The organism is Pontibacter burrus (assembly GCF_010686685.1).
Lineage (GTDB): Bacteria > Bacteroidota > Bacteroidia > Cytophagales > Hymenobacteraceae > Pontibacter > Pontibacter burrus.
In genome coordinates, this window is record NZ_JAAGWD010000004.1 from 364,515 (window position 1) to 377,966 (window position 13,452).

The window sequence follows — 13,452 nt, forward strand, 5'->3', positions numbered from 1 at the left end:
GGCTACCCGGTTGCCCGCGTAGCTTTGAAGGTATAGTGCATTATACCCCATATAATCCTGCAAAGGTAAGCATAATAGCGCACATAGCAGGTATAGCCGCCTTTATTTGGAAGAGGTCTTAAATAGTTAAGAGTTTAGAGTTTAGAGTTAAAAGTTATGAGTTAAACGGATGAGACCCCGTTTTGTAGCTTGTAGTTAACTATACTATTTTAAGCTAAACGGCCTGACAAGCAACTCTCAACTTTCAACTCATAGCTCTAAACTATAAACTTATAGTTTACGCTTGCTCCTGGGCCAGTTCCAGTTCATCAGTTTTGCCCGACGAAATGGCAAATAAGCCTAATAGCGTCAACAGGCCGTTCAGGATCAGAACCTCAAAACCGAACTCATAGCCATAGAGCCACTCTACAGAATTAGCGCTGATAATGTAAGTAAGGATAGGGGAAATGATACAAATGGCCGGAACGTATTTGTCGCGTACAGCCCGTTTTGTATAGAGCCCGAAAGTGTAAAGCCCTAGCAATGGCCCGTATGTGTAGCCAGCCACTTTAAATACAGCTGTAATCACGCTTTCGGAGTTAAGTTTGTGGAAGGCAATGATCACAAGCACCATCACCACCGAAATACTGAAGTGTACGATGTAGCGCAGGCGTACGCGCTCATGCTCGCTACGCTCACTAAAGTTCAGGAAATCGACACAGAAAGATGTGGTAAGGGCTGTAAGCGCAGAGTCAGCGGAGGCGTAGGTAATGGCAATAATACCCAATATAAACACAATGCCCAGAAACGGCGTGAAGTGGTTAAGTGCCAGGAACGGGAACACATCGTCGCCTTTAGCCGGTAGGTCTATGCCTTTTGAGTTAGCATAAATGTAAAGCAGCGCACCTAGCGTCAGGAAAAGCAGGTTTACAAACACCAGAATAATGCTGAACCAGAACATGTTTTTCTGCGCTTCGCCAATGTTTTTGCAGCTCAGGTTCTTTTGCATCATATCCTGGTCCAGGCCGGTCATCACGATAGCGATAAAGGCACCGGAAAAGAACTGCTTCAGGAAATACTTGCTGTCTTTTACATCCCAGAAAAATACCTGCGAGTATTGGCTGTTCTGCACACTTTCAATCATCCCCTGAAATCCCATGTTCAACTCATCCGAAATCAGCCAGATGGTGGTAACTACAGCTATCAGCATGGCAGTTGTCTGGAAAGTATCGGTCCAGATAATGGTTTTCATGCCTCCCCGGAATGTATAAACCCAGATCAGCGTAATAGAAATGATCACAGAAACGGCAAACGGAATTCCCAGGTCATCGAAAACGGCTAATTGCAGCACACCCGCTACCAGAAACAAACGAATGGAAGCCCCTAGTGTGCGCGAAAGCAGGAAAAAGGCCGCACCGGTTTTGTAAGACCAATAGCCAAAGCGCTGCTCCAGATAAGTATAGATCGAAACCAGGTTTAATCTATAGTAGAGCGGCATTAGCACAGTAGCGATCACAAAATAGCCCAATAGGTAACCCAATACCAACTGCAGGTACGAGAACTGCGCTACTTCCACCATGCCCGGTATCGAAACAAACGTTACGCCCGAAAGCGAGGTGCCGATCATGCCGAACGCCACCACATACCACGGCGACTGGCGGTTGGCCAGGAAAAAAGTTTCGGAGTCGGTGTTTTTACTGGTGAAATAAGAAATCAGGATAAGTATACAGAAATAACCGATAATTAAACCGATGATCAGGGTTGAAGACATAGCGCTGTCTGTTAGTTAGAAGTACCTGCAAATATAGCAAAAGTACGGAGCTATGTTAGCATTGCTTAAACCAGGTTACGGAGCAGAAGCGGTTCTCCAATGGCAGGTAACTGTAAGCCGCTCATCAGCCCGGCAGCAGCAATCTGTTCCAAAAGCCGCACCGGTTCGCTCGCCGGCTCATCCGACAGGTCGAAAGTGCCATAGTGCATCGGTATAAAAGTACCGCCACGCAACTGGTTGTAGGCACGCACGGCCTCATGCGGGTTTAAGTGGCTGCGCTGCATCATAAAAGCTGGCTTATAGGCTCCAACCGGCATAATGCAAATATCTAATGGGCCAAACACTTCTGCTATTTCATCAAAATGGCCGTTAAAGCCGGTGTCGCCGGCAAAGTAAATGGTCTGTTCTTTTGTTTTGATGATGAAACCGCCCCAGAGTACCTTGTTCATATCAAACAGGCCACGGCGGTGCCAGTGCGAAGCCGGTACAAAATAAACTTCGAGGTGTTCGGGAACCAGGTCGTATCGCTGATACCAGCCAGCCTCCTGGTAGGGCAAGTGCTTGCTGGCGTTGCGCACTAAACTACCGGCACATAAGGGCACCAGTGCTTTTAACTGCGGATTATTTTTGCAAACCGCTCTGATCGATTTGAGGTCCAGGTGGTCGCGGTGGGCGTGAGAAAGCAACAAAAAGTCAATGTTCTTCAGGTCTTCAGGCTGGCAGGGCAAATCTACCTTCCGTTTTATCAGGGGAAGATCGTATAGAATCGGGTCGATCAGAAATGTTACACCCTGCACTCTGACAAAGAAAGAGGCATGGCCAAGCCACACAATCATGTCTTCTTCAGCATGTATAAAGTCCTTATTCCGGATCAGGGGCGGCGAATAGTTATCACCTTTTTTCTCTTCCTTTTGCGGATTGCCGGATAGTTTCCAGCGCAACACATTGCTGAAATCAGGAGCATAATATTCGTCGCCGTTAACGAAGCGGTTGTTTATGAGCTTATTGCCTTTGTAACCCGGTTTTATAGTTTCGAGCTTCGGGTTGTTGATGTGCCTTACTTTGGGAACGGTATGCTGCAAGGTGTAAAATAATTGGTAATGATGTAATAACTAAAATTGTACTGTTTAGGTTAGCTCAGGTAAACAAAAAGCGCTCTCCTGTTGCCAGAAAAGCGCCTTAGCTTATGTAAACCTTGTATTAGTAACCGAACGGACTGCGGCCAAAACCGGAGTTATAGAACGGGCTATAGTATGGCGAACCGCCTTCGGTATAGCGCACCGCACCGGTTACCGAGAAGTTATCCGTGATCTTATACGTAGCACTAAAGTCCGCGCCCTGACGGCCCATGTAGTTAAAGTTGTTGTAAGCACCAAGCTGTTGCGGAACCGTCGAAAAATCTTTCCAGGCGTTACCGCTCAGTATCAGTCGATCGTTTACAAGATAATCGCCGCCGACACTTACTATATACTGCTGATGGCCATTGGTTCGACGCACCATTGTTCCACCTTCGGTAGTAGTAACCGCAAAGTTCTGCGGCATGTTATGCACATAGGTAAAGCTGGCATATCCACTGAAACGGTCGCTTATCTGGTAGCGGGCGGTGGGCTGTACATAGCTGCTGGCACCAAAAATACTGTTATAGCTGGCTCCCAGGTTTAAACTATAGTTTATGCGGGGTGCAGCCGGGGTGGTGCTTTTAGCTGGTTTCATGTCTGTCTGGGCCATGGCATTTCCGGCAAAGCAGAACAGGCAAACCATCCATATTTTTACTACTTTATTCACGTAAGGTCGATCTTCAGAATTATTACAACTAAGTTAGGGTTTATAAGGTTTAAAATCAAGCACGTCTGAATCAGAGATTAACTACACAATTACTGGTTGCTTTTACTGCCCAACCAGGCATTTCTCAACGCCGTTGTCTCCTGATTTGCTCCGGCACGTATTACCACCTCCAAAGTTGGCACTTCATCCAGTACCAGGTCTGTAGTTCTGGTTTGGCCTAAGCGCTTGTACGTGATCTTAACGGTATTGCCGGGCTTTTTATTTTTCAAAGCCTTCTCAAGATCCTTTTCCTTTTTCAGCTTTACACCATTTATCTCGGTAATAACATCTGATCTCTCCAAACCGGCTTTATAGGCAGCGCTCGTAACATAAGTGCCCATCATGATAGTTGCACCTGATTTATCGAACCTCAATGCAGTAGTTCCGAGTGTAGGCTTACCCGGGTTAGCCTTGCGCAGTTCTAAGCCGGCGAGTGCCAGCAGGGCCTCGTAATCCGGTAATTTGCTGCCATAAATATGGTCCTGGAAGAAGCCTGAAGCCCATTTTGCATTGCCACTTACTTCACCCAGCGTAGCCTCAACATCAGCCATCGTATAAGGTTTTTCAGTTTGGCCATACTTACGCCATAGTGCCTGCATAAAATCATCAAGTGTTTTGTTATAGTCCCGGCGAAGCGTCAGGTCCAGCGCCAGGCCGATCATGCTGCCATAGGTGTAGTAAGAGATAAACGTGTTATGTCGGTTTACTTGATCAACGGAGCGGGCAGCATCCACAAAAGGTGCCTGAAGGCTCATCTCTATTAAACTATGGTATTGGCTACCTGGCGAGAGCAGTACATAGTTCAGGTCGCCTGCCAGGTCTGAAATATACTTCTGTTGGCTGAAAACATTGCTTCTGGCCATGGTCAGGTCACCGTAGTAGCTGGTAAAACCTTCGGCAAGCCAAAGCGCTTCCGTCATGTTCGCCTCCTGAAAGTTGAATGGTTCCAGCGTTCTCGGGCGCAGGCGCTCCACATTCCATGCATGGAAAAACTCATGAGAAACTGTGTTCAGCTGGCCGGTCATTGCTTCGGCGAGAGACCGTGAGCTGGTAACTATAGTTGAGTTGCGGTGCTCCATACCATCGCCGGCAGCTTGTGGCATGTAGCAACCAATAAAGGTATAGCGCCCGAAATCAAAGTCCGGCATGTCCTGGAATACGGCGTGCTGCTCTGCTACAATCTGCTTTGTTTTCTGTACATAGTCGTTAAACTGCTCTTTGGTGCCGTTGTGATGCAATGTCACCTGTATAGTTTGGGTTTTGTTTCCATCCTGCACAGTCCATTCGGCAAAATCAAAGTTGCTAAGCTCGGTGGGACTGTCCATAAGGTACTGGAAATTTGGCGCGAAATAGGTATTGCCTTGCTCGTGCTTCAGTTGGGTAGCTACTTTCCAGTTACTGCCCTCTGGTATGTTGAAGGTAACCTGTGCCGGTGCATTATCAAACCCAACAGCATGCATTAAGGTGGCAGGCATGTTCAGGTGCGCGTGCGTTTCGTCTATGCCGGTGTAAGTACCATCAGCATGGTCGCCAAACAGTGTATAAGTTATAGTTGCTGTGCCGTTATGGCCAATTACATTCCACTGGTGCGGAGTTGCTTTCCATACTTTCAGTGCTTTGCTCTGAGCGTCTGTAGCTTTTACGCTGTACACATTTTTTGCAAACTCATGCAGCGCATAACGCCCCGGTGAACTACGGCTCATCAGTACCTCTAGGGTATCAGAAGTAATACTGGAAAAGGTAACGCTGATCTCTGCTTCATGGTGCACCGCATTCGGAAACGAGAGGCTATAGTTTACTTTCTGTTGTGCCAGTAGCGGAGTTGATAGAAAAACAAGGGTTAGTAAAGTATAGAACTTAGATAGCATGTTAAGGATTAGGTTGGTTTGATTTTGAAAGATAAGGAGAAGGATGTAGGTACACAAATGAGGCGTTGCTATAAAATTTATAGTTCTATAGTTTGTTCGTTGTTATTGTTAATATGTTAGTTGAGAGAGGGGTGATGTGCGTGAGGCATTAATCACAATCTATAGTTTTTTCCCTGTCATGTCGAGTGTTAGTCGAGACATCTTATATGGCCTTTAGTTAACTATAGTTACTACTTGCCACAAGCAGTTTCTTTCAAACTTCCTGTAATCCTGTGAGCTTTACTTACCTATCATTTTATAGATGTTTTGGTGCGCTCACGGCCGCGGGGCCTCGTCTTCGGGCATCGCGCGGTGTACCTTTCCTTTGCTCCTACAGTCGCAATGCCTGACGGCACCAGAAATCTACAAGGCGCTCAACCCAAAGACTGCAATCAGTTCGATAGCTACCACTATAGTTTGATGAATGGCTATAGTTGCTTGGGTTTTCCGTGGTCGTTGTTCCATGGGCAGGCTGCGCCTGCCTACTCTTGGTCTGTAACTATAGAACTATAGCAGCTACCAATTACAAAAGCAGAGACTGTCCCCTTGAGGGGACTACAGGGGTGTTCATTTGGCAACTAAAAGCTGTAGCTCCAACTATAGCAAAGACAGAAGTCACCCCTTTGAAGGGGGATGACTAACGCTAACTATAGCTGCAACTATAGCAATGGATAGAAGCTCCCTCTCCTGTTTTGGGGGTAGGGGCCCTCGATAAAAGGAGAGGGCTGGGGTGAGGTAAAACAAGGGGTGGTTGGACCAACAATAATTATAGAACTATAGCTCCAACTATAGCAAAGCTCCAATCATGTTAATTTATCCAATCCCATTATCTACCGGGCAGTGTAAATTATTCATAAGAAAGTTGAGTTGAGATAACCGCACACTTATCTATTGTAATTTATAGCCAATCTAGCAGGGCAGAGGCCTGCTAGAGTTAACTTGACTGGCTATACTGCTCATAAAATCTGCGACAGCTTTATTTTTTCTTGTCTTTTATCTTGCCGACAACATCTTGGTCCATTTCACGTAGTTGCTGGAAAGTCTCCATGCGGTTGCGGTGCGACTCATTTATAAGATCTTGTGAGGGCTGCTTTGTGGTTTTTACATTTTTAGGATCTGTGCCCATGTGGTATAGTTGCTCCTGTTGCGGTTGCTTATTTTCATCTGTAGTTTCGGGTGCTCTGAAAATGGCTTCCTTTAAAGGTTTGTTCGCTTTCATGGTACTTATAATAAACTTTATAGTTGATATGCAGGTTCGTTTCTCTTCTGCTCTTCCTTTATAAAATTGCTAACATAGTTGGCCAGTTCATCGGCATTTTCTTCCTGCAGAAAATGACCGCTTTCCTCAAAATGAATGACATAACATTCGTGGAAGAATCGTTTCCATTTTTGCAGCGCTTCAATTTTAACGAGCTTGTCACGCTCGCCCCACAGAATTAAAGTAGGAATGTCCTGTATGCTTTTGCGCTTTTGCCAAAGCTCTTCATACCATTTACTTACACCAACCAGCTCGCGCGCGCAGGCAAGCGATTTTACTTTCTGCTCTGGCTGGCCTAAAGCTTTAATGTAATGCTGGCGTATACTTTCCGGCAGGTTGCTGGCATCGCCTAACAGCTCATTTACCAAAGCGTCTGTAGATACATTTAGCTTTGAATGCAGGAACTTACCCAGCGGACCAACCAGGTATTTACTTGCCTTCGAAAATGTGTTGTGTTTTGATAGCGACCAGGTCCAGGTATTTAGCATCACTATGCTGCGCACATTTTCCGGGTGATCAAGCGCATAAGCGAGCCCGACCGGTGCTCCGAAATCGTGCACCACAAGTGTAATATTCTTTAGCTGCAGGTGGTTCATCAGGGCCTCGAAGTTGGCAGCATGGGCCCTTGGCTTATAACTGAAATCGTCCGGCTTATCAGAAAGCCCGAATCCGATCATATCCATGGCAACACAGCGGTACCGGGTGCGAAGGAGCTTTATCAGGTTTCGATAAATAAACGACCACGCCGGCGTGCCATGCACCATCACAATAACGGGGCCCTCGCCTTCGTCTATGTAATGCATTTTGCCGCAAGGTAACGTCAGGTACTTCGATTCGAATGGATATTCCTGGGGATCTAGCCAGTCTGGTTTCATAGTAAATCAGGGTGTTATTACTAAAACTATACTGTCTTTAGGCCGTGAGGTTGTTAATTTTATGTAAATCAGCCTTACTTTTTAGCTTGATATGCCGGTTAAACACTGCAGCCGGAACTATAAAAAAACTATCTTTACAGGATATATGTGTGGTATAACTGGAGTTTTCGCATTTACAGAAGCAGGCAGGTCGGCTATTGAAAAGCTGAATCTGGCGGCCAATGCGCTCCGCCACCGCGGCCCGGATGGAGACGGTAGTTTTGTGCAATTCCCAGTGGCCCTGGCTAACCGCAGGCTGGCCGTAATCGCTCCTGGTTTAGGTGCAGACCAGCCGCATACTGACGCTACAGGTAGATACACGATCACATATAACGGGGAAATCTTTAACTATAAAGCCCTGCGCGCTAAATTGGCAGCAAAAGGAGTTAATTTCCAGACTGAATCTGATACGGAGGTAGTACTGCAACTATACATTACACACGGACAGAAATTCCTTAAAAAGCTCCACGGTTTCTTTTCATTCGCTATTTACGATGCTGCCGAGCAAAGCCTTTTTATTGCCCGTGATCGTTTTGGGGAGAAGCCGTTGCTTTATTACCGCGACAGCGACCAGTTTCTATTCGGATCCGAACTAAAAGCATTAATGCAACTGGGCATGCCGCAGGAGCTTGATTATACCTCCCTTTATCAGTACCTGCAGCTTACTTATATTCCAGCGCCTGCAACTATCCTAAAAGGTGTCAAAAAGCTGATGCCGGGGCACTCGCTGTTTATACACAACGAAAAAGTGCAGCATCATAACTGGTACAAAGCACCATTTGACAAGGATTTAACAGAAGATACAAACCTTACTTACAGGCAACAACAGGTACGTCTGCAACAACTGATGCGCGAAGCCGTAGCCGAACGCCTGACTGCCGATGTGCCGGTTGGCGCTTTTCTGAGCGGTGGCATTGATTCATCTATTGTTGTGGCACTTGCGTCAGAGCTAATTCCCGGGTTGCAAACCTTTTCAGCCAGCTTCCCGGAGCAGCCTTTCTTTGATGAAAGCCACTATGCCCGTTTGGTAGCTAACAAATACAAAACCAACCATACCGAAGTAAGGCTAAGCAACCAGGACCTGTATCAAAGCATTTTCGGGATGCTGGATGGGCTGAGTGAGCCCTTTGCAGATTCGTCGGCGCTGGCAGTTTATAGTTTAAGCAGGCAAGCGAGTAAGCAGGTAAAAGTGGTATTGTCAGGTGACGGGGCAGATGAGCTTTTTGCCGGATATAACAAGCACCGCGCTGAGTTAAAGGCAATCACAAATAGTACTGCTGCCCGGTTTATCACGGCGCTGGATCCGGTATGGGCAAATCTTCCTAAATCCAGAAACTCTTTTATCGCAAACAAAGTAAGACAACTGCACCGGTTTGCGGCTGGCGCAAAATTAGCGGCTCCGGAACGTTACTGGTTCTGGGCTACCTGGCAACAAGAACAGCAAGCCTTAATGCTACTAAAGCCGGAACATCGGGGCAAAGCGTATAACAGGTTATATAAGGCCAGAAAAAGCAGACTGCTGGAGTGTTTAAGCAGGAACAAATATAGCCTGAACAGCGTACTTTGTGCCGACTGGCAACTGGTGCTGGCAAATGATATGCTCCCTAAAACAGACCTGATGGGTATGGCAAACGGCCTGGAGATCAGGAGTCCGTTTCTGGATCACCGGGTAGTGAAGTTTGCTTTTTCGCTGCCGGTTTCATCTAAAATAGATAACGTATACCAGAAAAAGATTTTGCAGGACGCATTCCGGGGATTATTGCCCGCCGAACTATACAGGCGCCCTAAAAAAGGATTCGAAGTTCCGCTATTGTCATTCCTGCAAACAGAAGGAGCCGGTTTAGTACAGGAGTATTTAGCAGATGAGCTGATTGAAGCCCAGCAAATATTTGATGCAAGACAAATAAAGCAACTAAAAAAAGAGTTTAGCAGTAAATCTGCCCCGACAGTTCAAACGCAGATATGGCAGTTATTGGTGTTCCAGTACTGGTGGCGAAATACTTTTCAGCGTAACAACTAATAAATAAATGAGCAAACAGGTTGTACTTTATTTAAAGTATAATCTAACATATAAAAGTATAAATTTGCAGTTAAGATAAGACTTGATTTATGAGAATAGCAGTAGTTGGGACGGGTTATGTGGGCCTGGTAACGGGTACCTGTTTTGCCGAAGTAGGCATTGATGTGACCTGTATTGACATAGACCAGCAGAAGATCGAGAATCTGAAAAAGGGCATCTTGCCGATCTATGAGCCGGGCCTGGAAGAGATGGTGCTGCGCAACACGCAGAAAGAACGCCTTTCCTTTTCTACCGACCTGGCCACCTCGATCCAGGGCTGCGATGCGGCTTTTATTGCTGTGGGCACCCCGCCGGGCGAAGACGGCTCTGCCGACCTGAAGTACGTACTGGCTGTGGCCCGCGCTATTGGCCAGCACATGAGCGACTACCTGGTGGTGGTAACCAAAAGCACCGTACCAGTAGGCACGGCCCAGAAAGTACGCCAGGCCATCGAAGAAGAGCTGGCTGCCCGGAGTGCCAATCTTGCTTTTGATGTGGCCTCCAACCCCGAGTTCTTGAAAGAAGGCGCTGCCATCGAGGATTTTCTCAAGCCTGACCGCATTGTGGTGGGTGTAGCCTCTGAGAAAGCCGAAGAGGTAATGCAAAAGCTCTATAAGCCTTTTCTGATGAATGGCCACCCGCTCATCTTCATGGACATTCCTTCGGCCGAGATGACCAAATATGCCGCGAACGCCATGCTGGCTACCAAAATCAGCTTCATGAACGACATTGCCAATTTATGCGAAATCATGGGAGCGGATGTGAACATGGTACGCCGGGGCATTGGTTCTGACGCCCGTATTGGCAATAAGTTCATCTACCCGGGCATTGGTTACGGCGGTAGCTGCTTTCCCAAAGATGTGAAAGCCCTGATCCGGACAGCCAATGAAAATGGCTACCAGATGCGTGTGCTCAAGTCGGTGGAGGAAGTAAACGAGCACCAGAAGTCAGTGCTATTCAATAAAATCATGAATCACTTTCAGGGCAACCTGGCTGGCAAAACCTTTGCCGTGTGGGGCCTTTCCTTTAAGCCCAAAACGGACGACATGCGCGAGGCGCCTTCGCTGGTGATCATCAAAAAGCTGCTCGAGCAGGGGGCACAGGTCAAAGCCTACGACCCGGTAGCCATGAAAGAGGCCCAGCACCTGTTGGGGGACACCATCCAGTATGGCAAAGACGAATACGAAGCCTTGATTGATGCTGACGCCCTGCTGTTGGTAACTGAGTGGCCTGAGTTCCGCTCGCCAAACTTTACCGTGGCCGGCAAGTTGATGAAAGAGAAAGTGGTCTTTGATGGCCGCAACATCTACGAGGCCAAAGACCTGGCCGAAAAAGGCTTCACCTACTATGGCATCGGGGTGAAACAACCGGTATCAGAATTAAAAGCAACAGTATAAGCATGGCAAAAAAACGCGTATTAATCACAGGGGGAGCCGGGTTTCTGGGTTCACACCTTTGCGACAGATTCATAAAAGAAGGCTTTCATGTAATTGCCATGGACAACCTGATTACAGGCAACCTGGAAAACATCGAACACCTTTTTAAGCTTAAAAACTTTGAGTTTTACCACCACGATGTATCTAAGTTTGTGCACGTGCCAGGTAAGCTCGACTATATCCTGCACTTTGCATCGCCTGCCAGCCCCATCGATTACCTGAAAATTCCGATTCAAACACTGAAAGTGGGATCGCTGGGTACACACAACCTGCTTGGTTTGGCAAAAAATAAAGGAGCCCGCATGCTGATTGCTTCTACCTCCGAAGTATATGGCGACCCGCTGGTGCACCCGCAGAACGAAGACTATTGGGGCAACGTGAACCCGGTTGGGCCGCGCGGCTGCTACGACGAGGCCAAGCGTTTTCAGGAGGCGATGACGATGGCTTACCACATGCACCATGGCCTGGAGACACGCATTGTGCGAATCTTTAACACGTACGGTCCGCGCATGCGCCTCGATGATGGCCGTGTGCTACCTGCTTTCCTGAGCCAGGCCCTGCGTGGCGAACCGCTTAGCATTTTTGGGGATGGGTCGCAAACTCGTTCGTTTTGCTATGTGGATGATCTGGTGGAAGGCATTTACCGCCTGTTGTTCAGTGACTATGCATTGCCGGTAAACGTCGGAAACCCATCGGAGATCACGATAAAAGAATTCGCCGAAGAGATCTGCAAACTGACCGGCGTAGAGCTGAAAGTGGAATACCAGCCCCTGCCAAAAGATGATCCGCAGAAACGCCAGCCCGATATTACAAAGGCCCGCGAAATTCTGGGTTGGGAACCGCAGGTTGATCGTGCAGAAGGCCTGAAAAGAACGCTGGAATACTTTAAAGAAAAAATACAAACCCCCACTGAAACTGTGGAGAATGTATAGTTGAATTAAGAAGCCGGCCCTGAACTAAAGTTTGGGGCCGGCTTTTTTTATAGTTCGTCATTCAAAAGTATATCCCGTAGCCTTTCTCCCGCTTTCCCATCAAATTTATAAAGCCATTCTTCTTCAAATTTTTTCTTATTAGGTAACTGCTGCTGGTGCAACTGTTCAATATTGCCTAATACTGCAGGTAACTCATCCAAACTATAGACAGGATGCGCGACGCCTGCATCTACAAAAGATTTAGATACATCCAACTTGCCAATGGGGTGGTTCTCCAACGTAATAAGTGTAGTGTGAGGCAGAGCAGCTAACGGAAGCAGAAGCGTAGAGAAGAAACCAATAATGACAGGCGTGTGCGGAAGTATTTGCGCTAGTTGTGCATCATCTATGACATTAGCCGGGAGATTGCCCAAATCATAATTTCTTATCGCGTTTGTGTCTGATGGATGAAATTTAATACTCAAGGTAAAGCCGGCTGATTGGCAGTAGTTGCTTAAATTCTTTAAAAACTGCTTGTAAGAGTTTTTGTTCCATCCCAATAAATTCCGGTTAGCTAGCCCTTGGTCTACTAAAAGTATGTTATTGGATTTAGATACAGGTTCAACATTGTGGATATGGTTAGCTAATTCATCATACATCGGTACCCCAATATAATGTACACTGAAGTCAGGACGTAAATTGTCAAAATGCTGATGCACGCTAAATACTTTGGGGCTGTAGGAAATATACGCGCTTGGTAATCTTAGCTCAGATAGTACTTTTTGTTTAACCGTATGAAAGGTGCTCCTTCTTCTCAGTTTTATATAATTGCTTAAGAAGGATTTCTCAGGCTCAGGTAGGTTTTTTAATGTCTTTAATAAAAAAAGACGTGTTTTAAACCGGGGTATTAATTCAAGAGAAAGTTCTTTGACTCTGGAGGATAGGCTCGATTTAGCAGGATTGAAAAAATACTTTTCCAGTTCAATATTAGCCCGCCAGTCACGAATACCGTGCTCAATTATGTAGGTTTTAATTCCTTTTAATTTACAGGCCAGGTTTAGCGCTACCTGCTGGTAAGAATCAATCCAGAGGAAAATAACTTTTTTTGGCCTTACTTGCTCTAAAAGGGCAAAGGCATCTTTGTATTCACTCCAGAAAATTGCTTCCCCATATTCTTTATAACTATAGTTGGTAATACTCCTCTCAGAAGCAAACTCAAGAAAGAAAAGCTCTGCCTCCTCTTTAAGCCTTTTATAGGGCAATAAAAAATCCGCTCTGTTGTGATCACAAAGTATCAGCAGTCGCTCTTTTTTCATTTAAAAGAAATATGGCTTTGTTTTTTGAATAAGTTCTTAATTTATACTTATTGTTACAACTAAAGTACTTGTGTGGA

11 protein-coding genes are annotated in these 13,452 nt (G+C 46.3%); 4 read left to right on the forward strand and 7 right to left on the reverse strand.

The genetic code is table 11. The annotated features are described in order from the left end of the window. Positions 1–277: 277 nt before the first annotated feature. From GXP69_RS11135 to GXP69_RS11150, 4 genes are all read right to left on the reverse strand, one after another. A complete protein-coding gene (locus tag GXP69_RS11135) occupies positions 278–1,750 on the reverse strand; it encodes a sodium:solute symporter (protein ID WP_163915135.1) in 1,473 nt (490 codons plus the stop codon). Positions 1,751–1,815: 65 nt separating this feature from the next. After that, the gene (locus GXP69_RS11140) at positions 1,816–2,832 is read right to left on the reverse strand and encodes an MBL fold metallo-hydrolase (protein WP_163915136.1); all 1,017 of its coding nucleotides are present in this window, start codon (positions 2,830–2,832) and stop codon (positions 1,816–1,818) included. 118 nt (positions 2,833–2,950) lie between these two features. Further along, positions 2,951–3,535, reverse strand: a complete 585-nt coding sequence (locus GXP69_RS11145; protein ID WP_317164587.1) for a TonB-dependent receptor — start codon at positions 3,533–3,535, stop codon at positions 2,951–2,953. 89 nt (positions 3,536–3,624) lie between these two features. Continuing rightward, on the reverse strand, positions 3,625–5,442 hold the full coding sequence (locus GXP69_RS11150; protein ID WP_163915137.1) for a M61 family metallopeptidase: 1,818 nt from the start codon (positions 5,440–5,442) through the stop codon (positions 3,625–3,627). Positions 5,443–5,748: 306 nt separating this feature from the next. Here GXP69_RS11150 and GXP69_RS11155 point away from each other — a divergent pair, with 306 nt between their 5' ends. Further along, on the forward strand, positions 5,749–5,994 hold the full coding sequence (locus GXP69_RS11155; RefSeq protein WP_204281998.1) for a hypothetical protein: 246 nt from the start codon (positions 5,749–5,751) through the stop codon (positions 5,992–5,994). Between the two features lie 463 nt (positions 5,995–6,457). On the opposite strand, the gene GXP69_RS11160 is transcribed toward GXP69_RS11155, so the two are convergent. Next, positions 6,458–6,700, reverse strand: coding sequence for a hypothetical protein (locus tag GXP69_RS11160; RefSeq protein ID WP_163915139.1), 243 nt, complete (start codon positions 6,698–6,700; stop codon positions 6,458–6,460). Positions 6,701–6,717: 17 nt separating this feature from the next. Then, entirely contained in the window at positions 6,718–7,614 is an 897-nt protein-coding gene (locus GXP69_RS11165) for an alpha/beta fold hydrolase (protein WP_163915140.1), read from the reverse strand. 91 nt (positions 7,615–7,705) lie between these two features. Here GXP69_RS11165 and asnB point away from each other — a divergent pair, with 91 nt between their 5' ends. The 3 genes from asnB (at position 7,706) to GXP69_RS11180 (ending at position 12,080) form a co-directional block, all read left to right on the forward strand. Beyond that, positions 7,706–9,673, forward strand: coding sequence for an asparagine synthase (glutamine-hydrolyzing) (gene asnB / locus GXP69_RS11170; protein WP_235925667.1), 1,968 nt, complete (start codon positions 7,706–7,708; stop codon positions 9,671–9,673). An 89-nt stretch (positions 9,674–9,762) separates the two neighbouring features. Further along, positions 9,763–11,109, forward strand: a complete 1,347-nt coding sequence (locus tag GXP69_RS11175; protein ID WP_163915142.1) for a UDP-glucose dehydrogenase family protein — start codon at positions 9,763–9,765, stop codon at positions 11,107–11,109. Positions 11,110–11,111: 2 nt separating this feature from the next. Further along, on the forward strand, positions 11,112–12,080 hold the full coding sequence (locus tag GXP69_RS11180; protein WP_163915143.1) for a UDP-glucuronic acid decarboxylase family protein: 969 nt from the start codon (positions 11,112–11,114) through the stop codon (positions 12,078–12,080). A gap of 47 nt (positions 12,081–12,127) precedes the next feature. Here GXP69_RS11180 and GXP69_RS11185 read toward each other — a convergent pair whose 3' ends face one another. Continuing rightward, the gene (locus tag GXP69_RS11185; protein WP_163915144.1) at positions 12,128–13,375 is read right to left on the reverse strand and encodes a polysialyltransferase family glycosyltransferase; all 1,248 of its coding nucleotides are present in this window, start codon (positions 13,373–13,375) and stop codon (positions 12,128–12,130) included. Positions 13,376–13,452: the final 77 nt, after the last annotated feature.